The 26,754-nt window shown below is 60.3% G+C and carries 25 protein-coding genes; 6 read left to right on the top strand and 19 right to left on the bottom strand.

What is annotated here, in order from left to right; translation table 11 throughout:
- Positions 1–17: 17 nt before the first annotated feature.
- The gene (locus tag QM996_RS22995) at positions 18–1,352 is read right to left on the bottom strand and encodes an ABC transporter substrate-binding protein (protein ID WP_334198350.1); all 1,335 of its coding nucleotides are present in this window, start codon (positions 1,350–1,352) and stop codon (positions 18–20) included.
- 275 nt (positions 1,353–1,627) lie between these two features.
- On the opposite strand from QM996_RS22995, the gene QM996_RS22990 reads away from it, so the two are divergent.
- Positions 1,628–2,665, top strand: coding sequence for a LacI family DNA-binding transcriptional regulator (locus QM996_RS22990; protein WP_334198349.1), 1,038 nt, complete (start codon positions 1,628–1,630; stop codon positions 2,663–2,665).
- A 37-nt stretch (positions 2,666–2,702) separates the two neighbouring features.
- On the opposite strand, the gene QM996_RS22985 is transcribed toward QM996_RS22990, so the two are convergent.
- From QM996_RS22985 to QM996_RS22955, 7 genes are all read right to left on the bottom strand, one after another.
- Entirely contained in the window at positions 2,703–3,641 is a 939-nt protein-coding gene (locus QM996_RS22985) for an NAD-dependent epimerase/dehydratase family protein (RefSeq protein WP_334198348.1), read from the bottom strand.
- Between the two features lie 298 nt (positions 3,642–3,939).
- Positions 3,940–4,563, bottom strand: a complete 624-nt coding sequence (locus QM996_RS22980) for a dual specificity protein phosphatase family protein (RefSeq protein WP_334198347.1) — start codon at positions 4,561–4,563, stop codon at positions 3,940–3,942.
- Positions 4,564–4,565: 2 nt separating this feature from the next.
- Positions 4,566–5,474: an inositol monophosphatase family protein gene (locus QM996_RS22975; RefSeq protein WP_334198346.1), complete on the bottom strand. Its 909-nt coding sequence runs from the start codon at positions 5,472–5,474 to the stop codon at positions 4,566–4,568.
- A 69-nt stretch (positions 5,475–5,543) separates the two neighbouring features.
- The gene (locus QM996_RS22970; protein ID WP_334198345.1) at positions 5,544–6,671 is read right to left on the bottom strand and encodes an ABC transporter substrate-binding protein; all 1,128 of its coding nucleotides are present in this window, start codon (positions 6,669–6,671) and stop codon (positions 5,544–5,546) included.
- Between the two features lie 37 nt (positions 6,672–6,708).
- Entirely contained in the window at positions 6,709–7,845 is a 1,137-nt protein-coding gene (locus tag QM996_RS22965; RefSeq protein ID WP_334198344.1) for an ABC transporter substrate-binding protein, read from the bottom strand.
- A gap of 52 nt (positions 7,846–7,897) precedes the next feature.
- A complete protein-coding gene (locus QM996_RS22960) occupies positions 7,898–9,028 on the bottom strand; it encodes an ABC transporter ATP-binding protein (RefSeq protein ID WP_334198343.1) in 1,131 nt (376 codons plus the stop codon).
- Positions 9,028–10,878, bottom strand: a complete 1,851-nt coding sequence (locus QM996_RS22955) for an ABC transporter permease (RefSeq protein ID WP_334198342.1) — start codon at positions 10,876–10,878, stop codon at positions 9,028–9,030. Before QM996_RS22955 ends, QM996_RS22960 begins: the two co-directional genes overlap by 1 nt.
- A gap of 594 nt (positions 10,879–11,472) precedes the next feature.
- On the opposite strand from QM996_RS22955, the gene QM996_RS22950 reads away from it, so the two are divergent.
- Positions 11,473–12,462: a LacI family DNA-binding transcriptional regulator gene (locus QM996_RS22950; protein ID WP_334198341.1), complete on the top strand. Its 990-nt coding sequence runs from the start codon at positions 11,473–11,475 to the stop codon at positions 12,460–12,462.
- A gap of 10 nt (positions 12,463–12,472) precedes the next feature.
- Here the strand turns inward: QM996_RS22950 and QM996_RS22945 are convergent, their stop codons facing one another.
- The 6 genes from QM996_RS22945 to QM996_RS22920 all read right to left on the bottom strand — a co-directional run bounded on the left by QM996_RS22945 (position 12,473) and on the right by QM996_RS22920 (position 18,206).
- Positions 12,473–14,119, bottom strand: coding sequence for a Na/Pi cotransporter family protein (locus QM996_RS22945; RefSeq protein ID WP_334198340.1), 1,647 nt, complete (start codon positions 14,117–14,119; stop codon positions 12,473–12,475).
- A 19-nt stretch (positions 14,120–14,138) separates the two neighbouring features.
- On the bottom strand, positions 14,139–14,432 hold the full coding sequence (locus QM996_RS22940) for a MurR/RpiR family transcriptional regulator (protein ID WP_334198339.1): 294 nt from the start codon (positions 14,430–14,432) through the stop codon (positions 14,139–14,141).
- Entirely contained in the window at positions 14,429–16,132 is a 1,704-nt protein-coding gene (locus QM996_RS22935; protein ID WP_334198338.1) for a metallophosphoesterase family protein, read from the bottom strand. Before QM996_RS22935 ends, QM996_RS22940 begins: the two co-directional genes overlap by 4 nt.
- Positions 16,125–16,745: a dual specificity protein phosphatase family protein gene (locus QM996_RS22930; protein WP_334198337.1), complete on the bottom strand. Its 621-nt coding sequence runs from the start codon at positions 16,743–16,745 to the stop codon at positions 16,125–16,127. Before QM996_RS22930 ends, QM996_RS22935 begins: the two co-directional genes overlap by 8 nt.
- A gap of 60 nt (positions 16,746–16,805) precedes the next feature.
- A complete protein-coding gene (locus QM996_RS22925) occupies positions 16,806–17,645 on the bottom strand; it encodes an inositol monophosphatase family protein (RefSeq protein ID WP_334198336.1) in 840 nt (279 codons plus the stop codon).
- A gap of 84 nt (positions 17,646–17,729) precedes the next feature.
- Complete coding sequence (locus QM996_RS22920; protein ID WP_334198335.1) at positions 17,730–18,206, bottom strand: Lrp/AsnC family transcriptional regulator; 477 nt, start codon at positions 18,204–18,206, stop codon at positions 17,730–17,732.
- A 125-nt stretch (positions 18,207–18,331) separates the two neighbouring features.
- Between QM996_RS22920 and alr the strand changes: the two genes are divergently transcribed.
- From alr to QM996_RS22905, 3 genes are read left to right on the top strand one after another with little or no spacing between them, the layout of a single operon-like run.
- Positions 18,332–19,465 carry an alanine racemase gene (alr, locus tag QM996_RS22915; RefSeq protein WP_334198334.1) on the top strand — a complete coding sequence of 378 codons (1,134 nt, stop codon included), beginning with the start codon at positions 18,332–18,334 and terminating at the stop codon, positions 19,463–19,465.
- Positions 19,466–19,492: 27 nt separating this feature from the next.
- Complete coding sequence (locus tag QM996_RS22910; protein WP_334198333.1) at positions 19,493–20,743, top strand: D-amino acid dehydrogenase; 1,251 nt, start codon at positions 19,493–19,495, stop codon at positions 20,741–20,743.
- 35 nt (positions 20,744–20,778) lie between these two features.
- Entirely contained in the window at positions 20,779–21,156 is a 378-nt protein-coding gene (locus QM996_RS22905) for a RidA family protein (RefSeq protein WP_334198332.1), read from the top strand.
- 154 nt (positions 21,157–21,310) lie between these two features.
- Here QM996_RS22905 and QM996_RS22900 read toward each other — a convergent pair whose 3' ends face one another.
- The 4 genes from QM996_RS22900 to QM996_RS22885 form a co-directional block, all read right to left on the bottom strand.
- Positions 21,311–22,453 (bottom strand): phosphatase PAP2 family protein, encoded by a 1,143-nt coding sequence (locus QM996_RS22900; RefSeq protein ID WP_334198331.1) that lies wholly within the window; start codon positions 22,451–22,453, stop codon positions 21,311–21,313.
- A gap of 2 nt (positions 22,454–22,455) precedes the next feature.
- Positions 22,456–23,523, bottom strand: a complete 1,068-nt coding sequence (locus tag QM996_RS22895; RefSeq protein ID WP_334198330.1) for a phosphatase PAP2 family protein — start codon at positions 23,521–23,523, stop codon at positions 22,456–22,458.
- A gap of 236 nt (positions 23,524–23,759) precedes the next feature.
- Positions 23,760–24,212, bottom strand: a complete 453-nt coding sequence (locus QM996_RS22890; RefSeq protein ID WP_334198329.1) for a DUF2721 domain-containing protein — start codon at positions 24,210–24,212, stop codon at positions 23,760–23,762.
- 248 nt (positions 24,213–24,460) lie between these two features.
- On the bottom strand, positions 24,461–24,922 hold the full coding sequence (locus QM996_RS22885; protein ID WP_334198328.1) for a hypothetical protein: 462 nt from the start codon (positions 24,920–24,922) through the stop codon (positions 24,461–24,463).
- A 382-nt stretch (positions 24,923–25,304) separates the two neighbouring features.
- Here QM996_RS22885 and QM996_RS22880 point away from each other — a divergent pair, with 382 nt between their 5' ends.
- Positions 25,305–25,817: a tetratricopeptide repeat protein gene (locus tag QM996_RS22880; RefSeq protein ID WP_246304480.1), complete on the top strand. Its 513-nt coding sequence runs from the start codon at positions 25,305–25,307 to the stop codon at positions 25,815–25,817.
- Between the two features lie 206 nt (positions 25,818–26,023).
- Here QM996_RS22880 and QM996_RS22875 read toward each other — a convergent pair whose 3' ends face one another.
- Entirely contained in the window at positions 26,024–26,506 is a 483-nt protein-coding gene (locus tag QM996_RS22875) for a hypothetical protein (RefSeq protein WP_500270480.1), read from the bottom strand.
- Positions 26,507–26,754: the final 248 nt, after the last annotated feature.

Here is a 26,754-nt window from a genome sequence, read left to right as displayed (position 1 = left end):
CACGGCCTTGATGGCGATCAGTATTTGCCTTCGTCGTCGAAGATCTGCGTCCAGTCCTTGACGAGACCATCGAGCGCATCCTGAGCGGAGCCCTGGCCGGCGACCACATAGTCGTGGAAGCGCTTCTGTGCGGCCTGGAGCAGCGAGGCATAGGAGGGCTCGGCCCAGAAGTCCTTCACGATTGCCATGGAATCGAGGAAGGTCTGGGCATAGGGCTGGCTGGTCGCAAAGCCAGGATCTTCGACCACTTTGCGCAGCGCCGAATAGCCGCCCATCTGCCACCATTTCTGCTGGATATCGGGCTGGGCGAACCATTTGATATAGGCGAGCGCATCGTCCTGCTTCTCAGACGCGGCGACGACCGAGATCCCCTGGCCGCCAAGCTGTGCGAATGCGACGCCATCAGGTCCGGCCGGATTGGGGAAATAGCCCGACTTTTCGCCGCCCACATTGGCATCGGCATTGATACCGGGCCAGGTGAAGGCGAAGTTCATGTGCAGCGCGACCTGGCCCGATTTGTAGGCGTCGATATCCTCGGACATGTAGGCGTCGGAATGGCCGGGAGGCGTGCAGCAGTCGTAAAGCGCCTTGTAGAATTCCAGCCCCTTCACCGCTTTGGCGGAGTTCACGTATCCTTCGAGCTCGTACGGCTTGTCCGGGTTTTGATATTCGAAGCCGAAGCTGTAGAGCACGTCCATCGCGCCCATGGTGATGCCTTCGGATCCGCGCTCGGTGTAGATCGCGGCACCGTAGACGGTCTTTCCATCAATCTCCCGCTTCTGGAAGAATTCGGCGATGTCCTTCAATTCGGCGAAGGTCTTCGGCACGGCGAGGTCACGACCGTACTTGCTCTTGAATTCGGCCTGCAGTTCCGGGCGGGCGAACCAGTCCTTGCGGTAGCTCCAGCCGACGACGTCGCCGAATGCCGGTAGAGCCCAATAGTTCGGCGAGTTCTTCGGCCACTCGGCATAACCGACGACGGTCGCCGGAATGAAATCGCTCATCTTGATTCCTTCCTTGTCGAAGAAATCATTGAGCTTGACGTACTGGCCGTTTTCAGCGGCGCCGCCGATCCATTGGCTGTCGCCGATCATCAGGTCGCACAGCTTGCCGCCGGAGTTCAGCTCGTTGAGCATGCGGTCGGCGAAGTTCGGCCACGGCACGAACTCATACTTCATCTTGATGCCGCTCTTGGCTTCGAAATCCTTACTGAGTTCAACAAGAGCGTTTGCCGGATCCCAGGCCGCCCAGCAAAGTGTCAGCTCCGTTGCGCTTGCGTGACCGGTATTTGCGACGCCGGCCGCCAGCAGGGCACCCGATGCGGCCAATGATTTGAAATGACGAAGTTCCATAGCTGGGGCCTCCTCCCCTCTCCTTCCGACCTCCATCGGAAGCTGAAAACGCCTGCGGCGAATTTTGGACGCAAAGCGACGTCCCTGCGTGGACTCGACTTCTTCGCATCACTTCGTGACCCCACGCACTCCTCTGAACGGCCACAGACAGAATGATATTGAGGTGCGCACCTCAATGCAAGCAAATTTTGAGGTGCGCACATCAATTCTTGCTTTTCGGTTGCTTTTGTTGGAGGAATCACCCTGAAGGATCGAGAGCAAAGAGAAGCGATAGAATGCGCCCTACCGCGAAGGACCTGGCAGAAGCCGCCGGCGTAAGCCTGGCCACGGTCGACCGCGTCCTGAACGACCGGCCGAATGTCAGCAAGAAGGCTTTCCGCAAGGTCAACGACGCCATCGAGCGCATCGGCTTCGTCCGGAACCCGGCGGCGGTGGCGCTTGCGCGCAACAAGACCTACCGGTTTCGCTTCGTCCTTCCCCTCTCGGGCGACCAGTATCTGAGCGAGCTGATCGGGTGCGTCACCGAAGCCCGGGACGCGCTGCGCGCCGATTCCACCGAGGTGGAGGCCGTGCAGATCCCGATGGCAGATCCGCACCACGTCGCCAAATATCTGAGCCTCATCGATCACGAGACCGTCGATGGCGTCGCGGTGATGGCACCGGAGTCCCCACAGGTGCGCGATGCGTTGGTACGGCTCGTGGAACGGGGTGTAAGGGTGGTGCAGTTCCTGTCGGGCCAGGAACGACTGGAAAGCGCTGACTATGTCGGTATCGACAACTTCGCGGCCGGCGCCACGGCCGGCAAGATCGCAGGCCGGTTCATCGGCAACCGGTCCGGCAAGATCATGGTCGTGGCGGAAACCATGATGGCACTCGACAGCATCCAGCGCCGCCTCGGCTTCGACAGCATCATCAACGCGCAGTTTCCACAGCTCCAGTGTCTGCCATCGCTCGAGACCTATGCCGACGAGACGCGCGCGGAACTGATCATTCACCGGACGCTGCAACACAACCCGGACACCCTGGCCGTCTACGTGCTGAGTTCCGAGGCGCGGGCGCCGTTGACGGCGGTCTGGAATGCGCAGGGCTCGCGTCAGCTCACGGTTATCGCCCACGAGCGCACGCCCTTCAACGAGCGGGCGCTGATGGAGGAACGCATCGATGCGCTGATCGCCCAGGACCCAGGCCACGCGGTTCGAAGCGCACTGCGCATCATGCGCGCCCGCGCCGACCATCGTGAGCTCCTGGCCTCGCAGGAGAGGATCCGTATCGAGATCCTGCTCAAGGAGAACCTTCAGCTGCAGGCCTCTTAGAGAGTTCGCAACCTATGCGAGCCAAACGCTCCTTCCGTTATTGTCGAATCGGCGCCAGCAATTGTGCCAGTCCAGCACGAAGATCCGTGCGGCATCGAAAATCGAGCTCCGCCTGAAGAGCTCGCACGCACCCCCGGGAGCGCCTGACTTCACCGGGCAACCCGTCAACGTGGTCGACGCCGCAACCTGATTTGGTCTCTTCGATCATTACTCGTGCGAGGTCATTGATCGACGTCTCGACACCACTACAAACGTTCAAGACACGGGCACCGTCTGGGCGACGTTCCACTGACCGGATAAGCGCTTCAATCACATCGTCGACGTAAACAAAATCCCGCGTCTGCATGCCATCGCCATGGATCACAACATTCTCATTGTTACTCAATCTTTGCGCGAACCTGGCAATCACCCCGGAATAGGGTGACTGCGAGTCCTGACCTGGTCCGAAGACGTTGAATAAACGAAGACCTGTCGTCGAAATCCCGTAAACTTCGTAGGCCGCTCGCGCGTGCAATTCGCAAGATAGCTTGTCCGCACCATAGGGTGACAGAGGAGCGCACCTCCCCTCTTCCGAAAGCGGCAGGCTCTGGCTGACTCCATAAACGGCAGCCGAAGAGGCATAGACAATTGTCCGCTTGGCACCGGAATTGGCAATTGCCTCAACAAGGTTCAGGAACCCGGTTATGTTGATCGCATGAGAAGACGTCAGTTGTCGATTGCATTTCTCAACCGAAGCGACGGCAGCCAAGTGGATGCAGGCATCGACACCGCAAAGCGCCTCTTCAATCACCTCTCGGTCCAAAATCGAACCTATAATGAAGGTGGCTGCCAGTGGAACATTTCCACGCTTTCCTGAGCTCAAATCATCCAGCACCACAACTTGTCGGCCAGTTTCCAACAACCGTCGCACGAGATGTTGTCCGATAAATCCGGCTCCCCCAGTCACCAGGATTTTTTTCAAACCGCTTCCACTCATGACATTTTGTCCTGGCACGTTACCGATCTGAAGAACGGGTTCGACCACGTCTACAACAAGCTCTCCACCAAAGCGACAAGGGGCAATATCCGCAAGGCCGAAAGAGGAGACCTTGTCGTCAAGAGGAGGCCGGTCAGCAAAACGCCCCTTTGGCTGGCGCAGTTTCGCTCGGCAGCATCCTGGAAGGTCCTGGAAGCGTGGGTGAATGAACCGGCGTTGCGGCGTCCCTGGTCTCGATGGGCAAGTATGTGAACGACGCCCGGGGGGCGCAATCGGACCTGGGTCCATTTGTCGGACTTTAGCAACCGATTGCCCGCGCCCATCCGGCAGCGCGCCGCGCCGCCTCCGTCAGCACGGGCTTTGGCGCCTTGTACCACTCGTCCTCGGGAAGGCCGCGCTTATCACGAACAAAGCCTATCGCCGCCTCCAGGGTTGGGAACTCTTCCGGCAGCGTGAGATGGAGAAACAACGACACGACGGCAACGGAGCGTGAGCGTCCACCGCGGCAATTGACGAGGACCCCGCCGCGCTCGCGTCGCGGATAGGAAGGTTTCTCGGGCAGGATCTGCTCCAGCGCAGCCCGCAGGATGTAGTGCGCCGCAAGCATCTGAGTGTCCGGGTTCCCGTCGCCATCGATCAGCCCGATCTTGTAGTAGCGGATTTCGCCTGGTCCATGGACGCTGTTTCGATGATCCGAGACGAGTTGCGACGCTCTGACGAAATTGAAATCGAGGTTGACGGCACAATTGACAACGGTGGTGATGCCATTTCTGCGCAGGAGATCGAGATCGCTGGCCCCTTCCTTGCCCGCGATGAAGATGTCGACATCATAGGCCGGATGCCTGGCATAGATGAGACTGAGCTTCGCCAGTTCGCCGCTGCTCTTGCCGGTGGCGATCGGGTCGGTTGTACTGCGCTGCATGCTTACCTCGTCTGCGATGATGGCGCCAAGGCTTTTGCCGTGCGGCCATCGGAAATGGCGGCAGCGATACGGTTCAAGGTCGGATAGTCGGCGCCGGCGCCGTAGGCCACATAGCCCGGGCATAGATAATCGGCAGAACCGACCGGCACCTTACCGAGGGTCAGCGGCTCGTAACGGCCGCCGGCATTCTTCAGGATCAGCGTGGCGGCGGCCACATCCCAGGCATTGACGCCGAAACCGGCTGCAGCATCGACGAACCCGGCCGCCACATACGCAATGCTGAGGGCGGCACTGCCCGGCCTGCGCAACGTCGAGAAGGTTTCGACCAGACCGCCAAAGCGGCGAAGGGCGACGTCCCGCCCATCGAGGCGAAAGTCCCTCGAAACCGGATATCCTGTGATCAAGGTTGCACGGTTTTCGTCGCCGACTGCCTTGGAGGCGATGCATTCTCCGTTCAAATAGGAGCGCTCGAGATCGGCAGCGAAAAGCAGGCCCGCGACCGGGTCGTAGACGGCTCCTGCCACGACGACGCCCTCTGCGACCGCGGCGATCGACACGCACCAAAAGGCGAGCCCCCGAGCGAAGTTCGCCGTTCCGTCGATCGGGTCGACATACCATTGGATTTCACCCTCGCCGACCTGACCGCCTTCTTCACCGAGCATGGCCGAGTTCGGTTCGTTCGCGAAGACGTACTCGCGGATCAGCGCCTCGGCATTCCTGTCGTGGATCGTCACGACGTCGTGCAGGTCGCGCTTGTAGTCGATCGCCATTTCCGAACGAAAGGCCGCAAGCAGCGACGGTCCCACGGCGCGCGCGGCACCCTCGGCGATCTTCATCAGGTGACGTGAGCGGGCAAGCCTGCCCGCATCAACAGGGGGACTGTGGCTTACCGCCGGATAGGGTTTGTTCATACTCTCTTTCCGTTCATGCAAAGCGGGCCGGCGCGACCTGTCCTCGCGATGTCGCGCCGCCCGACGTTTCTATTTGCTGTAGTGCAGGCGCCAGAAGTCCTGCCACTCCTCGCGCCGGTCGAAATCTTCAAGACCCGTTGCCGCATCGTAGGGGAACAGGCGGTCCGCCACTTCCATGATCCCCGACGGCTCGTCCGCCGGCATCTTGATGTCGATGTTGGTTGGCAGCTTGCCATCCTTCATCTGCGGCGAGATCCCCTCTTCCGTCAGCACGTAGTGGATGAAGAGCTTCGCAGCGTTCGGGCTCGCCGTTTTGGACGCGACGAGACCGAGCTTGGTGTAGGTCCAGCCCACCCATGGCTGGAGCTCCGTGCATAGACCGAGCTTGTAGCCCTTGCCCGCGTTGTCGCGGAACTTCGCCGAACTCAGAAGTCCGAAGAAAGGTTCCTTCTGGCCGGCGGCGCCGACCGCCTCGGCCACCGGATCGTCGCCATCTGTAACGAGCGGTCCGTTCTGGGCCAGAGCCTTGATCCAGGCCGCCGCAGCGCTCCTTTCACCCGTCTCCAGGTCCTTGCCGAAGCGGACCTTATAAGCCTCCGCGACTTTGGCATCGGCGTGTTTCTCCAACTGGTTGAACCAGTCGGTATAGGTACTCTTGGTCAGGGGATCGACGAGCGCGATCTTGCCCTTCCATTTCTCCTCCGTCAGTTCCCAGATATTGCTGACCGGGCACTTGTCATAGGCTTCGGTGTTATATGCCCAGACGTTGGCATTCGTCGAAATCGCCAGAGGGTTCTGGAAGGCTGCCGGTATCTTCGCCTTCATGTCGCCGGGCAGATAGCTCTCGACAAAGCCCTGCGGCAAAAGCTGCGCCAGTGCGGCCGGCGCGTCGGTGATGAGGGCGACATCGCCCTGGACGTTGCCGGCCTGCGCCTCGCGAATGATCATCTCCAGTTGGCTGTTGGCCGAGACTTTGACACCCGTTGCCTTCACCCCATACTTGGCGGTGAAGGCCTCCGCCATCTCGACGATCTTGCCGGTGCTGTCATAGACGTTGATTGGCTTTTCTTTTCTTGCGGCCTCGACCAGTGCGTCGAGGTTGAACGCCTCATCTGCCTTCGCCTCGGCCGCGATTACCGTTGTCAGTGCGGCAAACACCGACCCTAGGGCCAGAAACTTGCTGTTACCTTCTTTCATGGCTTCCCTCCCAAGGAGACCGTTCAGGTTCACAAGACTACTTCTGGTAGTTGATCCGCCAGAGGTCCTGCCAGGTTTCACGCGCATCCCAATCGTCGAGACTGGTCGACATGTCATAGGGCATGACCTGATCGAGAACGGTGCCGATGCCTGAAGGCTCGTCCGCAGGCAGCGAGACATCCTTGTTCGTCGATATTTTCCCGTCCTCCGCCTGTGGTGCTATGCCTTCGGCCGTCATCACGTAGTGGATGAAGAGTTTGGAGGCGTTCGGACTATTGGTGCCCTTGGTGATCAGTCCGACACCCGGATACATCCAGCCGAGCCACGGCTTCAGGTCCTTGCAAAGGCCGAGTTTCATGCCCTTGTCGGCATTATCGCGGAACTTAGCCGAGCTCATCAGCCCCATGAACGGCTGCGATTGCCCTGGCGCGCCGACTGCATCGGCGGCGGCGGCATCGGCATCGGTCAACAACGGAGCATTGGCGGCAAGCGCCTTCACCCAGGCCGCGGTTGCGCTGCCGTCGTCGGTCTGGAGCTCCTTGCCATAGAGGTCCTTGTAGGCGGCGGCCACCCGGTCGTCACCGTGCTTGGCCATCTGGTTGAACCAGTCGACATAGGACGCCTTGCCGAGCGGGTCCTGCATCGCGACCTTGCCCTTCCACTCCGGCCCCGTCAGCTGCCAGATGTTGGTGACCGGGCATTTGTCGAAGAGTTCAGTGTTGTAGGCCCATACATTGGCGCTGGTGACCACCGTCAGCGGGTCCTGGTATTCCGCCGGAATTTTGGATGCGAGGTCCGGCGGCAACCAGCTCTCGGCAAAGCCCTGCGGAATGAGCTGCGCCATAGCGGCCGGTGCGTCACTGATGATCGAGACGTCCCCCTGGATATTGTTGGCACGGGCTTCGCGAATGATCATCTCGAGCTGAGCGGTCGCCTTGACCTTGGCCCCCTCGGCGGCAACGCCATACTTCTCGGTAAAGGCCTTGGCCATTTCCACGATCTTGCCGGTGCTGTCGTAGACCCTAATAGGTGCTTCCTTTCGCGCGGCCTCGATGAGGGCGTTCAGGTCGAACGGCTCCTCGGCCAGCGCCGGTCCGTTGATCGCCAAGATCGTCGTGGCCAGCAAGGCGCGCCTGATTGCGCGTCGCGTCCTGTCAGTCTTCCGAATTTGCATCGTCTGTCCTCCCTCAGATTATGTTTCGGTGTGCCGTCTGGTGCCCGGCGCCTTAGTTCAGCGTGTTCTTGCGCAGCAACGCGTCAGCCTCGGCGATGCGCTGGCCACTCTTGTCGAAGACATGCAGCGCCTCGGGCGGCGCAAAATATGAAACCTTCGACCCGATCTCGACACGTGGCAGGGCATTCGTCGTCAGGAAGAGCGTGTCGCTGTCGTTCCTAAGCTCCAGAATCCAGCTTCCGCCGGTCGGCAGAACGCCCGTCACCGCCATCTCGCCGGTGAAACTGCCCGCGGGAACCTCCTCGCGCTTGGTCATGTAGCCTATCGCTTCCGGCCGGATACCAACCGAGCCGATGCCGCGTAGCGACGGATAGCGCTCGGCGAGATAGATTTCTGCAGCGCGGGACATCGCCGATGCGGATGGCGCTAAGGTCAGGATATTGATCGGAGGGCTGCCGACGAATTCGGCGACGAAGCGGTTTGCGGGGCGGTCGTAGATATCGTTGGGCGTGCCCATTTGTTGCAACGTGCCCTCGTTCATGACGGCGATCGTCGTCGCCAGTGTCATCGCTTCCCACTGGTCATGGGTCACGAACACGATCGTCGTCTTGAACTCCTTGTGGATGCGCTTGAGCTCAGCCCGCATTTCGAGGCGCAGCCGCGCGTCGAGGTTCGAGAGCGGCTCATCGAGCAGGAGCACGCCCGGATTGACCGCCAGCATGCGCGCGAGCGCCACGCGCTGCTGCTGACCGCCGGAAAGCTGTGAAGGGTAGCGGTCGCGATACTTGGCGATGTCGAGCGCCTGCATGACCTTCTCGACCCGCTGCTCGCGTTCTTCCTTCGGCAGCTTACGCAACCGCAGGCCGAAGTCAGTGTTGCGCTCGATGGTCAGGTGTGGCCAAAGCGCGTAACTTTGGAAAACGAGCCCCATCTCCCGCTTTTCGGGCGGAATGAACACGCCCGCCCGCACGGAGTCGACCAACCGCTCGCCGATACGGATCTCGCCGTCAGAGAGGTTTTCCAGGCCGGCGATCATGCGCAGCGTCGTCGTTTTGCCGCAGCCGGACGGCCCGAGAAGGCACATGAATTCACCATCGCGGATTTCGAGGTCGAGGTTCGAAACGGCATTGGCGGAATTGACGCCATAGTTCTTCTGAGCGCCGCTGAGATTGATGGTTGGCATCAGCTTCCGAGTCCTTCTGCGAGATTGGTCCTGGTCAGCTTCTGTGCCGCCAGCGTTCCGAGATAGGCGATGGCGGCGATGATCAGCACAACCGCGTTTGCCGCCTGGGTGTAGTGGTAGTCGACGAGCCGCAGCGAATAGGTCGTCAGCACATCGGTGCTCGGCACGGCGAGGATGACGAACAGGCTTAATCCCTTGATGCCCGAAATGAACGGCAGCAGGACGCCGGTGACCAGCGAGCCCTTCTGGATCGGGATGACGATCAACATCATGCGGCGGAACCAGCCGGCGCCGGCAATCTGAGCGGCCTCTTCCGGATCCTTGCCGAGCTGGGTCATGGCGGAGATGCCGGCGCGCGAGGCATAGGGCATCTGGTCGGCAATCAGCGCCAGGATGAGGATGGTGACGGTGCCGTAGAGCGCGGGCACGGGACCACGCGGCACCGCGAAGAGCGACAGATACGCGGCGGCAAAAGCGATGCCGGGCACGAGATAGGGCAGGAAAGTCACCTGTCGCAGGTAGACGGAGAGCGCCTTAACGGGGGTACGGATGACGACATAGCCGACAAGCAGTCCGAGGATACCCGACGTCAGGGATGCAAGGCCGACGATCATCAGCGTGTTCTTGGCAGCGGCCCAGAGATCGGGGCTCAACAACACACCCGTCTGCAGCGCCACGGTATGGAGATCGCGGCCGACCCAATAGTCCAGAGTGAAATTGTCGAGCGTAAACTGTGCCGGCAGCTTCATGATGGTGGACAGAAACAGTGTGAGCAGCGGCAACCCGACGCTCAGCAGAAAGATCAGTGCCGCGAAGCCCGTGGCCGGCAGGCGATACTTGCCGAGCCGGCTTTGACGATTCATCGAGCCCTTCGAACCAACCGTGACGAAGCGGCGCGCTTCGCGCACGAGCCGGGCGTCGATCATCAGGGTGACGATACCGATCAGCATGATCGAAGCGGCGACAACGCCGGCAACGCCCGTCTGGCGCGACGCGATGCTACGGAAGAGCGACGTGGAGAGCACCTCGAACTTGACGGGCAGACCGAGCACATAGGGCACGCCAAACTCGCCGAGACATTTGGCGAAGATCAGCACCATGGAAGACAACAGCGCCGGGCGCATCAACGGCAGGATGATCTGCAGCGCCACTTGATAACGCCTTGCCCCGAGAATGCGTGCGGAGTCTTCGAGTTGGGAATCGAAGCGACGGAGGGCCGAGCCGAAGAGCAGGATGACAAAAGGCGTATAGTGCAAGGCTAGGATGACGACGATCGGAAAACGGCCATAGGCGACCCAGTCGGGTGGTGTCAGCCCCATGGCCTCGAACCAGCCCGGTTGCCCGCCGACGGTCCTGTTCTTGAAGAGCGTCGTCCAGGCAAGCGCGAAGGTCCAGGCTGGCAACATGTAGGGAACGATGAGTGCGGTCGCGAACCAGCGGCGGCCGAACATGTCGGTCCGACTGATCAGCCAAGCGAGCACCGTGCCGATCAGGAGCGACAGGCTGATCGCCCCGACTGCAACCGAAAGCGTGTTGACGAGCGGGCGCCAGAAGAGATCAACGGAAACAGGAGAAAGGAACGCACGATCGAGATAGTAAAGTGTCAGATCACCGAAATCCTTGCCGAGGCGCCGCTCGTGACCGAACTGAACCCGGACCGAGTCCAGGACGATCGAGATGATAGGCACGACGATCAGATAGGTGAACATGACAGCCGTCAGGACACCGATCAGTGTCGTCGGCTCCCTCGAAGCGACCTTCGCACGATACCGCCAGCGCTGCCATGCCGTCGGCGCGATCCCATCGTCTGGCACAGCCGACGCCTTGGCTGTCTCACTCAATAAGGCCATGCTCTTCCCCTTGGAACTCGACATGCGCGGCCTGTTGCGGCGATCGACGCCGGGCAGCGCTCCAGTAGCCTTGATGGGGAAGCAGAGTTCGCGCTCAATCTCACGTAGCCGCACGCAAAGCCGCGCATGGTCACGAGACACCGCACTGCCTGACTCCAATCCTCCCCACTCGCGGACAGACCCGTACGCCCTGCAAAAACGACGACACCGACTCCTCAGAGGCGCCGTCATTACCGCGAACACAGACGGAACAAACATTCCAAAAACTCTCCGCCTGTGGAATGCATGATCCAACGTCGTAGGCGCCTTGTCAACAAAAAAATGCACACGTGCGCAATGCCATAAGCTATTGTTTTATTTTCTTATTTTTTTGGTATGCTCTATTGGTTTTCGAACACGTGCTCAATCGACGATCGAAGGACCGTCCGGCATTCCGATCGCCGACGGACTCGAAGGCAAACTGACCCGTGAATAGGGGTTGTCGAGCGGAATCCGCGGACCGTCGCTCCTTGAACGCTTGGTCGCACTTTTTCGTTGGAATGGGGCAGCTTTTATGGCCCTGATGGAAACTGTCTGATTCTATAGGGGAGCGGCATGGCAAGAGGGTTCGTGACGGCCGAAGAGGTCGCAAAACGTGCGGGCGTTTCGCGCTCGGCCGTCTCGCGAACGTTTACGCCCGGAGCCAGCGTCTCCCAGGCCGTTCGGCGCAAGGTGCTGAAGGCCGCGCGCGAGCTCGGCTATCGGGTCAACCGGCTGGCGCAGGGCCTGAACAGCGATCGCTCCAACCTGATCGGTGTCGTGGGCGCCAACCTCAGTTCGCCCTTCCATGCCAAACAACTCGACCTTCTGAGCATCGGCCTGCTGCGTCGCGGGTTGCAGTGCCTCCTGCTCAATGCAGCGGATGCCCGCAAGGATATCGCGCCGCTGATTGAGCTACTGTTCGAGTTCCGGGCGCAGGCCATCGTCGTTCTCTCCGGCGAACCGCCGGAATCGATCGTTGATCAGTGCGTTGCCAATGGGGTCCGCCTGATCCTCATCAACCAGAAAATCGACCGCACCGATACGAGCATGGTTCTGAGCGACGATTCCCGCGGCGCCGATCTCGCCGCGCTGCGGCTGATCGAGGCTCGCTGCAAGAAGGTGGCCGTGATTTCCAGCGGCAGCCATACTCCTGCGCAGCTTCGCCGCACCACGGCGTTCAAACAGAAGATGACAACGGCGGGCATCGAAGTCGTCGCCTGGTCGGGCGGCACCACCAGCTACGAAAGCGGCTATCAGGCGGGTTGCGAGGTGCTCGTCGACGAAGCGATCGATGGTGCTTTCTGCGTCACCGACCTCTTGGCGCTCGGCTTTCTCGATGCCGCGCGCACCGAGATGCACCGCCGCATACCAGCCGATCTTTCCGTCGTCGGCTTCGACGACATTCCGCAAGCAGGCTGGAAGAGCTACGAGCTCACCACGGTCGCACAATCCTTCACCGCCCTGACCGATCACGTCCTGGAGGCACTCGAAGCCGAGGAGATGGAAACCCGGCTTCAGGTCGTTCCCGTCACGATGGTCGAGCGCAAGACGGCAAGGCGCTAAGCCTGCCGCTTCAAGAAGCCGCTGACCTGATCCGGCTCTCGATCAATAGTCCGCTTTGATCCAGGATCGGATGCGCAACCGAGGCGATGTGCGCATTGATGCGCTTCAAATCACGCAACATATCGAGATGAAGCGAGCTGGTTTCGATGCTTTCGGCGCGCCCGTCGCGTAGCCGCTGCAGATGCCGTTCCGCCGATAGCCGTTCCAATCTGCGGACATGCTCTTTCGCCTCGACGAGGCGCCGCGCCATGCCGTCATCACGCGTGGCAAACACCGCCTGCGCCATACGCAGGTTGTCGATTGTGATCGCGAACAGTCGCGACAGTTCGTCGTGGCCGTCGCGGGAAAAGGTCACGCCTCGGGTGATCTTTTTCCCGAGTTCAGCGAGCAGACCCTTTTCGATGATGTCACCGATGTGTTCGAGGTTGATGGCATAATCGACGATATCCGTGGCGCGACGGCGGTATTGGTCATCTATGTCGGTCTGCCCGACGCGGGAGACGTAGACCTTGATTTCGTGCTGCACGCGGTCGACCCGCCCCTCGAGCGTGCTGATCGTCGAAAGCTTAGAAAGATCAGTCTGCTGCAAGACGTCGTTTGCCTGGACGAGCATGCGTTCGATCATGTCGCCGACGCCGAGGACTTCTCGACTTGCACCGGCGAGGGCTACGACCGGCGTCTGCAGATCGCCCTGCTCCAAAAACGATGGCCCGTCCTCAGCCTTCGCCGGATCCGGCAGAAGCCGTGCGGTGAGACGAGAAAGTGCACCGGCGAAGGGAGCAGCCAGAACCGCCAATGCGAGATTGAAGCCAAGATGCGCGTCGACCGGCAGCTTGTCGTGCGACAGGGGCAACAGTTCGAGCAAATGCGCGAAATAGCCGGCGAGCGGCAGCGCCAGAGCACAGCCGGCCGCGCGCACGATCAGGTTGCCAAGTGCGACACGCCTGGCGCTTGGCGCCGCATTGAGCGTGGCAAGAACCGGCGGTACGGCGCCACCGAGATTTGCGCCGAGTACGAGGACGATGAGCAGCCCTGTCGAAAGGTGCCCGGACGCAGCAAGCGAGAGGATCAACACCACGATCGCAAGGCTGGACGAAGCAAGCACGGCGAGGACCGCGGAGACGGCCAACGCAACCGGCAAGGCATTGTCGAGCAGCGCAAGGAAGGTCGAAAGCGCCGCCGACGCGCGAAGCGGCGCCGTCGCTGCGTCGATCAGATGCAGTGACAGCAGCATCAACCCGACGCCGACAAGGGCGGCGCCTGCCCCCTTGCGGGCGTTCGAGCTTCCGCGCCCGATGACAACGCCGGAAAGCAACAGAAGCGGCGAAAGCCACCCGAGGCCCAATGCGACGATCCAGGCGGTCACCGCCGTTCCGACATTGGCACCAAGCAACACCACTTGCGCCATACGTGGCAGGATGAGGTCGCGCCCGACGAAGGACGCGGCAATGAGGGCGGTGGCGGTCGAGCTCTGCAGTGCAACGGTCGCGACCAGGCCGGTGCAGAAGGAGCGAAGGCCGTCACACGTTCCGCCTGCGAGACCGGCCTTCAAGCGAGCGCCGAAGGCGCGCTCCATGCCGTCACGCACCTGGTTGAGACCGAACAGGAGCAGAGCCACAGCGCCGAAGAGATTGATGCCGACGATCGCCGAACCCATGCCGCCCCTCCTGTGAGCCCTACTGCCTGCCGCGCATCAATTCCGTTCGGAAGAGCCGCTGAAAGGCTGCGTAACTTTCGAAACCAAGACCGCCGACGAGGCGCATCACTGTCGTCGTAGAGACGCCGCTGCGTTCGGCCACCTCCCGCGCACTCGCAAAGGCAACGTCATAGGGGTGGGCAAGCACGAACTTCGCCACCTCCAGGCGTCCGCCCTTCAGCCGCCGCGCGCCGAGGCGGCAGGACTCCCGCAATTCGCTGAACGTTGTAGGCGCGACGGCCTTGGCCGCAGTGATGGACGGATGGTGCGTCATGTACACGCTGCCTCTTTGGAGGGTGCATTCTGAATGTGGACGCGAAGGCCACCGGCCTCCGCGCGAGCGAGGAAAGCGTCAAACGCGCCAAAGAAGATCGAAAGGAACTCGTGCGCCGAGCCGTCCCAGCCACGTTCCGGAGGGCGCCCAAACCGTGCGGCGAGCGTACGATAAAGCCTCAGGCGTGGCGCAGGGATTTTGTCGAGCGCAAGCACGGCCGCCTGACGCAGGCAGTACCAATCGGCGATCAACTCCAGCATATCTAGGCGCGCTAATCGAGCCGCCTCCCCCGGCGGGCATGCGGCAATCACGCCCTCCATCGTGCCGGGGCCACCGAGGCGCGTGCAGACATCTTCGACGGAGAGCCCAGATATCTCGTCGACGACATCTTTCGGCCATTCCTTGGGAAAGTAGCGATGCTGAACCAGGGCGCGCTTATGCGCCTTCAGAAACAATCCGTAGTCGGGCGCATCAAAGGCACGATCACGTTCTTCACCGAGGTGGGCGATTTCGCGCCGATAGCCGCACAAGATGCGTGGATCGACAGCGATGGAGGACAGCTCAACGGTTTCGACCAGCAGACCGGAGGCGGATGGCTCGACAATCTTGAAGGCTGGCGGAAAGGCCACCAGCGATGGCACGGCGATATTGGTGAGCGGACGGACGTCCCGCTCCCGGCGGGTGACGCCCTCGACATGCAGATGACCGCTGAAATGCAGCGTCAACCCGGCGTCGACGAGCGCATGTGCAACCGCCTCACGCGGCGTTCTGCGGGCAATATTGGTCTCGCCAAAGAGCACGCTTTCAGCTCCCGTCGCACCGTCGAAGGGGTCGAGAACCGGATAGTGCGAAAAGGCGAGAAGCGTTTTTCCGAGCCTGCGGGCGCGCGCCGACACATCGGCGATCCAATCGATGATGAACGGCTTCAGCCGCAGAAGCGCATTCCAGCCGGCCCCGGTACTGTCGACGAACGCGGCCTCCTCACCGTCCTCAAACGTCCCGTCGCGTGGCTCGAACACGTTGGCGTCGATCATCATCAGCCAGAGGCCGGGCTCCGGCTCGACCAGGTAGGAGGCGTCCATCAGCGCATAACTGTTTCGGCCATCGGGAGACGAGACTTCGTAGAGCCGGTCTTCGACCTTGTCCGAAGCGCCGAACGGCGTCTCCCAATGGATGTCGTCAGGCTTCCGGAAGTATCCGAACACGGCCACGGATGCGAGCCCTGCCGGATATCCCTCGCAATACATCAATGGCGTGGCGTAAGTGCCGGGGCGAACCTTTTCTTCATCGCTCGTGACAAAGACCCTGGCATCGTTTGCGTCGAGGAACTGTTTCGTGTGATGACGCCCCTTCGGGCCGAAGATGTCGTGGTTGCCGGGAAGCGCGTAGAAGCGTGTACCATGCTCGCGTTCATGCCGCTCCAGAATGGCGCGCAGGTGCTCGGTGGTTTGTCTCTGGCCGTCATCCGTGTAGTCGCCGAGCAGGACGATGTGGCGGATCCCCCGCCGGACCACCTCCGCCAAAGCCTCGTCCAGCACCTTGGCACTCTCGTTGAACACGCGGGTCGACTCGCGTGTATCCGCCCAGCTTCTGACGGCAAGCCTCTTTCCATCGATCTCGATGGCGGGAAATCCGAAATCGGCCTCGAGATCATGAAAATGGGCATCGGCGATCACGGCAATCTGCGGCAAATTAGCCATTGATATTCGCCTCCGCACGGGACGCTTCCACGAGGTCAATCCAGTGAGAGGCACGTCTTGCCGCTTCGTACAGCATGGGCTTCGGCGTTTCGAACCATTCGTCCGGCCTCAGTTCGCGGTGCTCCCGGATATGGGCGACCGCAGCGTCGAGTGTCGGAAACAGATGCGGCTGTTGCTTGTGCAGGAAAAGCGCCACCAGTGACACGGAGCGGCTGCGCCCGCCGCGGCAATTCACCAGAATGTTGCCGCCATCGACAAAGGGGTAGGTTGGGCGCTTGGGCATCGTTTGACGCAAGGCGCCATCAAGAATGTAGTAGGCGCCGAGCATCATCGTGTCTGGGCTGCCGTCGCCATCGATCATGCCGAGCTTGTAGTAGCGTATGTCGGCGTAGCCACTCGCGCAGAGGTCGTCGTTGACTGCCACCTCTTCCTCGCGCACTAGATTAATATCCAGGTTGACAGCGCAGTTGACGACGATAGTGATCCGGTGGCGCTTGAGCAAATCCATGTCGCGCGCGCCATCGCTGCCGCCAATATAAAGGCTGGCATTGCGCGGACCGATCCCCCTGGCGATCAGGCTGATCGCAGGTCGCGCGTAAACGGGTGCATCCATTGGTATTTCCTCCGGGGCGACGAACGTGTCGTTCGCCTGGCGATGCCGCCATTCGTTGGTTCAAGCCGGCAGAAGTGCCGCGGTCAATTCCCGGGCGCGGATCGGGATGCCCGAAGCCTCGCTCACGACATCGGCGATGGCCGGTGTCGAGGCAAGCACTGGTCCTCCGTCCCGAAGACTGCCTAGCTCCATGAAGGGACACACGACACCACCTGCTTCGGCTACGAGTAAGAGGCCGGCGAGGCAATCCCACGAGTTCATATGCAGTTCCACGTAGGCGTCCGAGCGCCCATCAGCAACATAGGCAAGCGCCAGTGCTCCCGACGCGCCGCGTCGGACATTGGCACCGCTCGCCAGCATCAGCCGCATGGTTTCGAGATAGGTCTCGTCCGGCACCCGGCGTGACCATCCCATTTCGACCGAAGCGGCATCAAAAGTGATCGTCGACGAGATGCTGATGGGCTTCCCATTCAACGTCGCCCCAGCCCCCCGTCTACAAAAATAGAGTTCGTCCTGCGCCGGACTGTAAATGGCGCCGATCTCCGCCCTGCCCCCCTCCACATAGGTGATCGAGATGCAGAAATGCGGGATTCCGCGCGCAAAATTCGCGGTGCCATCCACCGGGTCGACGACCCACACGCGCTCGGCGATCGAGCCGCCGCCTTCCTCCCCAAGAAAGGCATCTCCAGGAAAGTGCGCAGCGATCGCCTGACGGATGTGCGCCTCGGACGCGGCATCCGTCTCAGTCAGAAAATCCTGTGGCCCCTTCATCGAGAATCCACGCCCGGAACTCTCCCTGAAGCCGCTGAGCACCAGGGCGCCGGCGGAACGGATGACGTCCCGACATAACGACGCTCGCCCTGCGAGGTCATTTGAATAGCGTGAATTGTGATCGTCCATCTGCAAAACTCCAGTGCACACGCGTGCACAATTGCACACGCGTGCACTACGCGCAAGCGGAATCTGTGCCCTGCCTCGTCCGCTCTACTGTCGCAGCGAACGCTTGGTCCCGGCCCGTGTTGCGAGCACGTTACGGATCGCAAAGCTCGAATGTATCCGTGAGACTCCAGGAAGAGCCGAAAGGATTTCCTTGTGAATACGTTCAAATTCACCGGCATTGGCGACTTCGACGCGCAAAAGATAGTCCGATCCGCCGGTCATCAGGAAGCACTCCTTTATTTCGGGGTGCCTGCGTATCGCGGCTTCGAAGCGGTCGAGATAATCCTCGGTCTGACGATCGAGCGTGATGTTGATGATCACGGCAATGGTGGCTTCGACGTTGGATGTATCTACCAGCGCGGTGTAGCCCCGGATCACACCGGCCTGCTCCATCAGCTTTATGCGCCTGAGACAGGCCGATGGCGACAAGCCAACTTCGGCGGCTAGGCTCGCATTGCTCCGTCGGGCATCGAGTCGAAGCAGCCGAAGGATATTGCGGTCTATCGCGTCAAGTGCGGCCATAGCAGATCATTCCAATTCGCCTTCGTTTCTTTCACTGATCATGGTTTCACGCAACGATCAATCACTGTTTCCTCGGAAATTTCACGATCGTTTCACTAGTCTCCCGCCAACGTGGGGAGGCTGAGATGGACGGGGCGATACAGGCAAAAATTCAGGCTAGGACAACCGCCACGGGCGGCGCGTCGGGCTACCTGACAATCGATCTTGCGACCCTTGCTCGCAACTATGAACGGCTGGCGGCCGAGGTAGCGCCTGCACGCGCAGCGGCGGTCGTCAAGGCGGACGCCTACGGCCTCGGTGCCGACCGGATTGCCGCCAGGCTTTACGAGCATGGTTGCCGCCACTTCTTCGTCGCGCAGTTCATCGAAGCCCTGCGTCTGCAGCCAATGCTTACCGCTGACGCCAAGGTCTATGTGTTGAACGGCCTCCAGCCGGGCAATGAGGCTGCCTGTGCTGAGCACGGCATCGTGCCGGTCATCAATTCGATGGAGCAGTTGCAGCGCTGGAGCGAGCCTGCGAAGGCGCTCGGCCGCAAGCTGCCGGCGGCACTGCAATTCGATACCGGCATGTCCCGTCTCGGTGTTCCACCGGCAGAGCGTGCAGCCGTTGCCGGCGTGCTGAAGGCGGGCTCTGGCGTCGATGTCCAGTTCATCATGAGTCACCTCGCCTCCGCCGACGAGCCAGTGAGCGAACAGAACGGAAGCCAGCTTGCCGAGATGAACCGCATCACGGCTGAATTCCCCGAGTATGACCTCTGCTTCGCCAATTCGGGCGGCATCTTCCTCGGCAGGCCCTATCACGGGGTGCTTGCCCGGCCCGGCATCGCTCTTTACGGCGGCGCACCGGCCGCCGACAGACCGAACCCGATGGAAGCAGTCGTGCGCCTCGATGTTGCGGTGGTTCAGACGCGCACCGTGCCTGCCGGCGCGCGCGTCGGTTACAGCGGCACTCATATTGCCGTGGCAGAAACCCGCCTGGCCACCATTGCTGCCGGCTATGCCGATGGCCTGCCACGAAGCCTGAGCGACCGGGGCGCGGTCTATTGCGACGGCATTCGCCTGCCGATCGTTGGCCGCGTGTCAATGGACAGCATCACCATCGACATCTCCGCCCTGCCGCGAGATCGCCTGCACCTCGGCAGCCTCGTGGAAGTACTCGGCCCCAGCCAGACGCTTGAAGACATTGCCCGCGACGCCGGCACCATCGCCTACGAAATCCTGACCGGCCTCGGCCAACGCTATGAGCGGCAATACCGCTGACCCCTTCTCTTCTCCCATGAGGACATCATGAAAGTTATCGTTCTCGGCTCCGGCATCATCGGCGTGACGTCGGCCTACCAGCTTGCCAAGGCCGGACATGAGGTAACGGTCATCGACCGTCAGCCTGGCCCGGCCCTGGAGACAAGCTTCGCCAACGCCGGCGAAGTCTCTTTCGGCTATTGCTCGCCCTGGGCCGCGCCCGGGATTCCGATGAAGGCTATGAAGTGGCTGTTCATGGAGCATGCGCCTCTGATCCTACGCCCGAAGGTCGATGCCGCGATGTTGTGCTGGATGGTGAAGATGCTCTCCAACTGCACCTCCAAGCGCTATGCGATCAACAAGAGCCGCATGTTGCGCCTGGCGGATTACAGCCGCATCTCGCTCGCCACACTGCGCGCTGAAACCGGCATCGCCTATGATGAGCGCATGCAGGGAACGCTGCAATTGTTCCGCACGCAGCAGCAGCTCGATGCTTCCGGCAAGGACGTCAAGGCGCTCGCCGCCGATGGCATTCCCTACGAAGTTCTCGACCGCGACGGCTGCATCCGCGTCGAGCCGGCGTTGAAGCATGTGCGCGACAAAATCGTCGGCGGCCTGCTGACGCCGAAGGACGAGACTGGCGACTGCTTCAAGTTCACAAACGCGCTCGCGAAAAAGGCGGAAGAGCTCGGCGTTCGCTTCAACTATGGCAGCATCATCCGCGGCCTCGATGTCGAGGGTGGCCACGTACGTGGCGCCGTCACCGCGCACGGCACGCTGCAGGCCGATGCCGTCGTCGTGGCACTTGGCAGCTTCTCGCCGCTCCTCGTCAGACCGCACGGTATCCGTCTGCCGGTCTATCCAGTCAAAGGCTATTCGCTGACGATCCCGATCACCGACGCCTCGCGCGCGCCGGAATCAACAGTCATGGACGAGACCTTCAAGATCGCCATTACCCGGCTCGGAGATCGCATCCGCGTTGGCGGCATGGCCGAAATCTCCGGCTACACCAACGATCTCGGCGAACCCCGCCGCCTCACGCTCCAACATTCCGTCACCGACCTCTTCCCGGGCGGCGACGTGTCTAAGGCCAGCTTCTGGTCGGGCCTTCGCCCGATGACGCCGGATGGCACGCCCGTCATCGGTGCGACGAAGGTCGCGGGTCTTTATCTCAACACCGGTCACGGTACGCTCGGCTGGACGATGAGCTCCGGTTCGGCCCGGGTAATCGCCGATCTCGTCAGTGGCCGCAAGCCCGAGATCGATGCAACCGATCTCGCAATCGCCCGCTACGCTTAGGCGGCTCCGTTCAACCACTTTCGAGGGACCAGATCATGATCCAGGAAATTCACACGAACGACGCGCCGGGCGCCGTCGGCCCCTTCTCCCAGGCGATCAAGGTCGGCGACCTGCTGTTCGTTTCCGGCCAGCTCCCGATCGATTCGGCGACCGGAGAATTCAACTCCGACGACGCGATCGCGCAGGCCGAACAATGCCTCAAGAACCTTGCCGCAATTGCGGCCGCTGCCGGCACGAGCCTCGCCAACACCGTCAAGACAACGGTCCTTCTGACCGATCTCAGCCATTTCGCCGAAATCAACAAGGTCTATGCCGGCTTTTTCTCCAAGCCATTCCCCGCACGCGCCTGCTACGAAGTCAGGGCGCTTCCGAAGGGAGCAAAGGTCGAGATCGAGGCCGTCATCGCGCTTTAAGAAAGGCGGTCAAACAAATGGGCGGCCAACACCGCCCAACCTCTCCAAACATCGCGCGACGCGATACCGCCAGCGATCATCATCATCACGGGTCGGGCCGTTGATCGAGCCATTCGCGCAGTATGCGTTCGCCCAAAGCGCCTCTGAACCAGGGCTAGCTGGCAGTCCCTGGCGCGCCGCCCTTCGGCTCATCCATTCCTATGTTCATCCCTCTTACGAAGACAACTGCTGATGAATCTGGAAGTTCCGCCGCCTGTGGTTCGGGCGCACCCAAAACGACGTGCGGTATCGGCGCACGAGATTGGAACCGCGATGCAATCCCGAACCAGATCATTAGTGTTGCCGCATAGGAGACGTAAGCATCAACGGCATAGTGCCAGCCCAGGTGTATCGACCCCAAAAATATCAGAACAAAATGGATCTTGAGCAGCCATTGTATGGCGGGGTGAAGGCTTCTTGAAGCCAGGACCATCAGGAGCGCCGTGGCGTTGTGAAGGCTAGGCATGGCGGAAATGCCCATCTCGGTGCCTGAACCTGCGTACCCCCTCCAAAGCAGGTCCTGGACGTCTAGAGCAAAGATCGGCGCGCTCTGGTCAGCAGCCTTGAGATAGGACATCAGACCGGCATACGGGTTGTCCCCAAGCCCGAGGTTGCCGAAAAAACACGGGCCGGCTGATGCAAACGCGGTCGCCAGTACGCTACCGAGAAGGATCCACAGCAAAGCAAAAGCGATGAGAAACGGAGTGCGTTGGGGCCGCTCGCTGAATGCAAGGGTCATCCAAAAGGTCCACATCACCATGAACCAAATACTGTAGTTCATGCTGAGCAGGAATGTCACCGGCCAATAGCCCAAGACCGGCTGAAGCCACTGCCACGGAAGCCAACCAAAGTGAAGCATTCGATCAAGATCGCTCAGCGTCGCGTCCCAGGAGAACGCCGGCAAGCGAGTTTTCCACGGCCAGAATACGCTTGTAAGGATCACTTGTGCGAGGGCAACAGGAAGGTAGGACGTAGCCGTTGCGAATGATACGCCGCGGATGTCGCGGATGATCGCAGTAATCGGCCGATCCATGCGATTGACCAGAACATGGTAGCCACCCCTAACGCCTGCAGCGAATAGGGCAGTTATTGCGACTAGGCCCATCAAGGAAGCGAAGAAATACCCAATCCAGGTGCTAACCGTCATTTCAAGGTCAACAAATGCCAGAAGTAAGTAAGCAATCGACAACAATACAACCGCAGCATCTCGGCGTGCACCTGCAATCAACGCGCTGACAAGTGCCTGAGGACTAAACATAGTCAGATCCCTCTCACTACTTCAGCCGGATCGAGCCGTCGGGACAGAGACCAGTCAGTCAAATACGCAGACGCTTTCCAAAACAGGAGCGCTATGGCGCCCCCAATGATTCCGTCGGTCGCGTAGTGCCAACCGAGCTGGATCGAACCGATGTAGATCGTGACGGCATAGCCCAAACCAATCTTGCGACACACGCCACCTCGCTGCCAGGTCACACACGCCATGATCACGGCAACCGCGACATGGAGGCTGGGCATTGCCGAAATACCGGAGATCGCCCCACCACCGCGCGTGTAGGACTCCCAAAGAGTATCTTGCGCGATCAGCGCCCAGACCATCCCGGTGTCGGCATCGACGTTCCTGAGCAGCGCCATCAAGGGTGCGTATGTGTCGTCACCATAAAGAAGTTCCACAAAGCAAGGCCCGGACGACGATAACAGGAGTGCCAAGATGTTACCGCCTACGAACCAGGTCAGTAGGATCGTGAAGATGTACCGCAACCGCAACTCATGATTACCGATCCACGGAACCACGATCATCGATAACGTAAAAATTACCATCCAAAGATTGTAGACGAAATTCAAGGCAATAAGAGCATATGCATTCCCGAACACCGTGCTGGTCAGGACATACGGATCCACGCCACCGAACAACGCCCGATCCAGCCGGATCAGGCCCTCATCCCACGAGAATGGAACGATCGCCGGAATCGTCGACTTGACGGTGCTGAACACAACGATCATCGCGAAAAAGATTGCGGTCGAATGCGTTGCGTGCGCCAGTCTATCGTTCCCGAGCAGAACTTTTTCCATGTGCGCTTTCAGCGCCGCCGTTGGGTGCTCTTCCCTTCTTGCGATCATTTTGAGCACTGTCCACAGCATGTAGAGCGATGCCATGCTTGTAATCGCCGAAAAGGACCAGTCCGCGTAGAGCGATGCTGTTTGATAGTGCGGCTCAACACCAAGATACCAAGCCAGGCTCGCCATAGCCGCAACGTGCGCCAACAGCATCACATAGGCCAGCCCATAGTCAGCGGCAGTCCTGCGAAACGAGGAAAGAAGCATCGCCATCGAGCATAACCGTTACGGATTTCCCCTACTGCCATTCAATCGCAGTTTCTAATATTTAGTCAACCGTCGATTGCCGTGGTCAAGGCCCAGAACCTTCCAATGACGCTTCGCCCCTCACGTAGACCGGTTGCCGCGCGTATAATCCGAGTGCTGATACGACTGGGGATATGCAACCTTCAAGAACGGCCCCCAAAGCGCCACAGGGCGCTCTCCCTGTCTTGACGATCTTGCGAACCTCAATCGCGCTCGAGACTCGACTGATCCATCCGCATTTGCCGCAGCATGTTCCGCCCGGCGATGAGCATCTCAAACAGGAATGCCACAAGCGAACCAATGAGCGAGACGATCGCACCGCCAAAGAACCAGAACAGATTTTCTTCGCGGAACCCGAATTCGAGCGCACCTGCAAGCAGGTTCAGGATCGCACAGCCGGTGCAGATCGCGGCCAAGGTCCCCAAGGCGACCGCGATCTCAAGAGCAAGCGTTCGCCGGCGCAGATAGTCTAGTTGTATGCGCCGCGCTTCACCGACCCCGTCTTTCTCCCCCACCTCGTTAACCCGATCCGAGACCCTGCCGAGGCGGGTCGCATAGACGCTGACAAATCCAGCCGTGCCGGCAAGCAGAAAAACAGGCGCCAGAGACGTCTGGATGATCGAGGCAAAATCGTTGATGACTGATGGTGAATCCATGCGTGCTCTTAATAACTTTCGCGCAAGTATGCCGACTTGAAGTCGGGCAACGGCTGATCAACCTACAGCAGCTGTAAAAATAGACAATTTTCCGGCCGGCAGATCAGACGACACGCCGCGATCCCTTGCGAAGTGCCGCCTGCTTGATTGCGCCGCACCGGATCAACGCGCCAGCGAGATCCTCAATGCTGAATGGGAAATCCGCGAACTCTCGTTAAAGGGGGACCATCCTCAACAAGCTCGCCATTTCATTTGGCGCAATGGCGAGCGGAGCGGATGCTGTTGATGATCGCCACGTGAGCGCTGAGGCATGCCAGGAGTATCAGGACGAACAAGGCGAACGCCGCAGACGAGCCGTCGACGAATGACCAGCCAACCGGTGGAAGTTGAGAAAACGAAATACTGGCGAGGCCCGCGCTGTTTTGTGAAATCTGGAGCACCGCAAGTCCCGAGGCTATGAGCGCCACGTGCGCATGAATGAAGCGCAGCCGCAGGTATCGCTCCGGCCGGATTGCCAGATAGCCGCCGGCCGCGGCGGCGATAAGCAGCGCCACGGTCGCGCCCCAGAAGATCATATCGGAAGAGGTCACAAGCGTGAGTATGAGAGTGCGCGTCATCGGCAGCATAGTTGTGTACACGGCCCATGCGAATGGGCTGGACGGAGTGCTGCACAATAGCGCGACGCTGAGAAGGGAGATGACCGCCGCCATGTAGGCTCCGCAGGGACCAAGGCGAATGACGGTCAAAGCTAAAACGCGCATGGTCTATTCCTTCAGCCCCCGGCCCCATCTGGGTCGTATCAGACGACAATATAAGATGATGCTTAATCGAGGCTTACGCGATTCGCCGACCGAATCGGAACATCTTGCTGCTTGACGGGCCCTTCCGCTGGTGTCTCTCAGTTCCACCGCTTGAATATCTCGGCGGCAAGGCGGATTTCCGGACGCCGATGGGGCCAGCCGGCCGGCATGTGTCTCTTTATTGCGACTCCCAATTTCAATTCTATCTTTATTAGGTATTTTTCTGGAAGATTTCCGGTGAGCTCATTTCTAGGCGAGCTAGGATGCCCGCAATTGGGGGAATGTAATGGAAATGTCTCGGAGCCAAATAGGCCGCGTTACGCTGCTCGCAGGAGTGCTGTTGCTGGCAGGGTGCCAAACGGATGCACTCGACGATGTCGCCGCCTACGGCGATAGCGCGAAAACTCTCAACGATGATTCGGCGGTTGCCTTCTACAAAGACGATGAACTGGTGACTACGGGCAAGCTCCAGTTCCAGGAGAAGAACTACGGAAAGTCCTACGCGATCTACAAACGGGCGGTCGAGGTCTTTCCACGAGACCCTGCCGCATGGCTGGGCTTTGCGGCCTCGTCCGACATGATCGGCCGGTTTGATACTTCCGATCGCGCCTATGCGCAGTTGTCGAAGATGATCGGCGGCACAGCCGTCTACTACAACAATATCGGCTATTCCCACCTGCTGCGCGGTGACCTGCCCGGGGCTCGAACCTATTTCCTGAAAGCATATGAGATCGACCCCTCGAATGAGACGACGGCGAGGAATCTCGAATTGATGAAGAACAGCGTCAAGTACGCACAGCGGTAACTGGTTGTCGCCGTTCGCTCAGGTCAGTCCGCCGGCGCATATCGCCAGGGCGTGAGCGCACTTACGTGAGTTTCTACTAAGAACGAACGCGTCGGCAGTACACTTCTGCGAGTGAAGGACGCTGGGCTGCTATTGAGACAAATATTGCTTCTTCGACGCCTCATCGAAGAAGCTACAGGTGAGAACCCACGTCAAGGCTGCTCAATTTAGCGCACTTTTCTTAGAACGAGCTTGCCATCCGCAGAGACAGTTCGCTCGTAGCGCGGCAAGTTGGCGATGGAGCCGCCCTGGGGATCGGCTGCGGCCAGGACATCGTCAACAGCGGATTGCGGAGCGGAAACCGAATAGGATGACGGTGACAGGCGCTGGGTTACTTCTTTCCCAGGCGCGCTGATGATCATGCTACCGCCGGATGCGAACATGCTCGGGGTTACGCGGCCATCGAGGTCGGCGACATCCCTCTGCAACTCCTCAACGGATTTGCGAACGGCCGCCATATCATCGGCCTTGGCCCCGCTGGCGATGTTCACGGCCTGTTTGCTGATCTGCTGCTTCAGGCCGTCGATCGAGCGTTTGAGAGCAGAAAGCGTTTCTCGGCTTTCGCGCACGTCCGCGGCATTCTTTGCGGTGTAAAGCAAGATGCCGGTGTTGAGCGGCAGCAACATGAGTCCCAGCGCGATGATCGGCATGGTTCTCGAACGGCTTGGCTCCTTCGCACCGTGCTCCCTGCGCCGCAACTCGACGTCAGGCTCGATTTCGACACCGACATTCGAAATATGCGTCATCGATTTCCTCCGTCAGCAAACTGGGCCACGGCCCTCACTCTACCTGTCCCCTAGACCCCACGTGATCGCTGGGCCGCACTCGCTTTAGATCATGCTCTGTGTTTTTGCGCCGATGGCCGGCCTGCACGAGTATTTCAGATATTCCTTAATAG

Origin of the sequence: Sinorhizobium chiapasense (assembly GCF_045277575.1) — a bacterium.
GTDB lineage: Bacteria > Pseudomonadota > Alphaproteobacteria > Rhizobiales > Rhizobiaceae > Ensifer > Ensifer chiapasense_A.
The sequence above is the reverse complement of the archived record's forward strand: the minus strand, read 5'-3'. Positions and strand labels throughout refer to the sequence as shown.

Excerpts from the sequence above, each read along its gene's own strand:
- QM996_RS22990 (WP_334198349.1), top strand. The coding sequence starts at position 1,628 with ATGCGCCCTACCGCGAAGGACCTGGCAGAAGCCGCCGGCGTAAGCCTG.
- QM996_RS22980 (WP_334198347.1), bottom strand. The coding sequence starts at position 4,563 with ATGCAGCGCAGTACAACCGACCCGATCGCCACCGGCAAGAGCAGCGGC.
- QM996_RS22890 (WP_334198329.1), bottom strand. The coding sequence starts at position 24,212 with ATGGATTCACCATCAGTCATCAACGATTTTGCCTCGATCATCCAGACG.
- QM996_RS22895 (WP_334198330.1), bottom strand. The coding sequence starts at position 23,523 with ATGGCGATGCTTCTTTCCTCGTTTCGCAGGACTGCCGCTGACTATGGG.
- QM996_RS22880 (WP_246304480.1), top strand. The coding sequence starts at position 25,305 with ATGTCTCGGAGCCAAATAGGCCGCGTTACGCTGCTCGCAGGAGTGCTG.
- QM996_RS22900 (WP_334198331.1), bottom strand. The coding sequence starts at position 22,453 with ATGTTTAGTCCTCAGGCACTTGTCAGCGCGTTGATTGCAGGTGCACGC.
- QM996_RS22970 (WP_334198345.1), bottom strand. The coding sequence starts at position 6,671 with ATGAAAGAAGGTAACAGCAAGTTTCTGGCCCTAGGGTCGGTGTTTGCC.
- QM996_RS22960 (WP_334198343.1), bottom strand. The coding sequence starts at position 9,028 with ATGCCAACCATCAATCTCAGCGGCGCTCAGAAGAACTATGGCGTCAAT.
- QM996_RS22940 (WP_334198339.1), bottom strand. The coding sequence starts at position 14,432 with ATGACGCACCATCCGTCCATCACTGCGGCCAAGGCCGTCGCGCCTACA.
- QM996_RS22985 (WP_334198348.1), bottom strand. The coding sequence starts at position 3,641 with ATGAGTGGAAGCGGTTTGAAAAAAATCCTGGTGACTGGGGGAGCCGGA.
- QM996_RS22945 (WP_334198340.1), bottom strand. The coding sequence starts at position 14,119 with ATGGGTTCGGCGATCGTCGGCATCAATCTCTTCGGCGCTGTGGCTCTG.
- alr (WP_334198334.1), top strand. The coding sequence starts at position 18,332 with ATGGACGGGGCGATACAGGCAAAAATTCAGGCTAGGACAACCGCCACG.
- QM996_RS22955 (WP_334198342.1), bottom strand. The coding sequence starts at position 10,878 with ATGGCCTTATTGAGTGAGACAGCCAAGGCGTCGGCTGTGCCAGACGAT.
- QM996_RS22995 (WP_334198350.1), bottom strand. The coding sequence starts at position 1,352 with ATGGAACTTCGTCATTTCAAATCATTGGCCGCATCGGGTGCCCTGCTG.
- QM996_RS22905 (WP_334198332.1), top strand. The coding sequence starts at position 20,779 with ATGATCCAGGAAATTCACACGAACGACGCGCCGGGCGCCGTCGGCCCC.
- QM996_RS22885 (WP_334198328.1), bottom strand. The coding sequence starts at position 24,922 with ATGGCGGCGGTCATCTCCCTTCTCAGCGTCGCGCTATTGTGCAGCACT.
- QM996_RS22975 (WP_334198346.1), bottom strand. The coding sequence starts at position 5,474 with ATGAACAAACCCTATCCGGCGGTAAGCCACAGTCCCCCTGTTGATGCG.
- QM996_RS22920 (WP_334198335.1), bottom strand. The coding sequence starts at position 18,206 with ATGGCCGCACTTGACGCGATAGACCGCAATATCCTTCGGCTGCTTCGA.
- QM996_RS22925 (WP_334198336.1), bottom strand. The coding sequence starts at position 17,645 with ATGGACGATCACAATTCACGCTATTCAAATGACCTCGCAGGGCGAGCG.
- QM996_RS22930 (WP_334198337.1), bottom strand. The coding sequence starts at position 16,745 with ATGGATGCACCCGTTTACGCGCGACCTGCGATCAGCCTGATCGCCAGG.
- QM996_RS22875 (WP_500270480.1), bottom strand. The coding sequence starts at position 26,506 with ATGCCGATCATCGCGCTGGGACTCATGTTGCTGCCGCTCAACACCGGC.
- QM996_RS22965 (WP_334198344.1), bottom strand. The coding sequence starts at position 7,845 with ATGCAAATTCGGAAGACTGACAGGACGCGACGCGCAATCAGGCGCGCC.
- QM996_RS22935 (WP_334198338.1), bottom strand. The coding sequence starts at position 16,132 with ATGGCTAATTTGCCGCAGATTGCCGTGATCGCCGATGCCCATTTTCAT.
- QM996_RS22910 (WP_334198333.1), top strand. The coding sequence starts at position 19,493 with ATGAAAGTTATCGTTCTCGGCTCCGGCATCATCGGCGTGACGTCGGCC.
- QM996_RS22950 (WP_334198341.1), top strand. The coding sequence starts at position 11,473 with ATGGCAAGAGGGTTCGTGACGGCCGAAGAGGTCGCAAAACGTGCGGGC.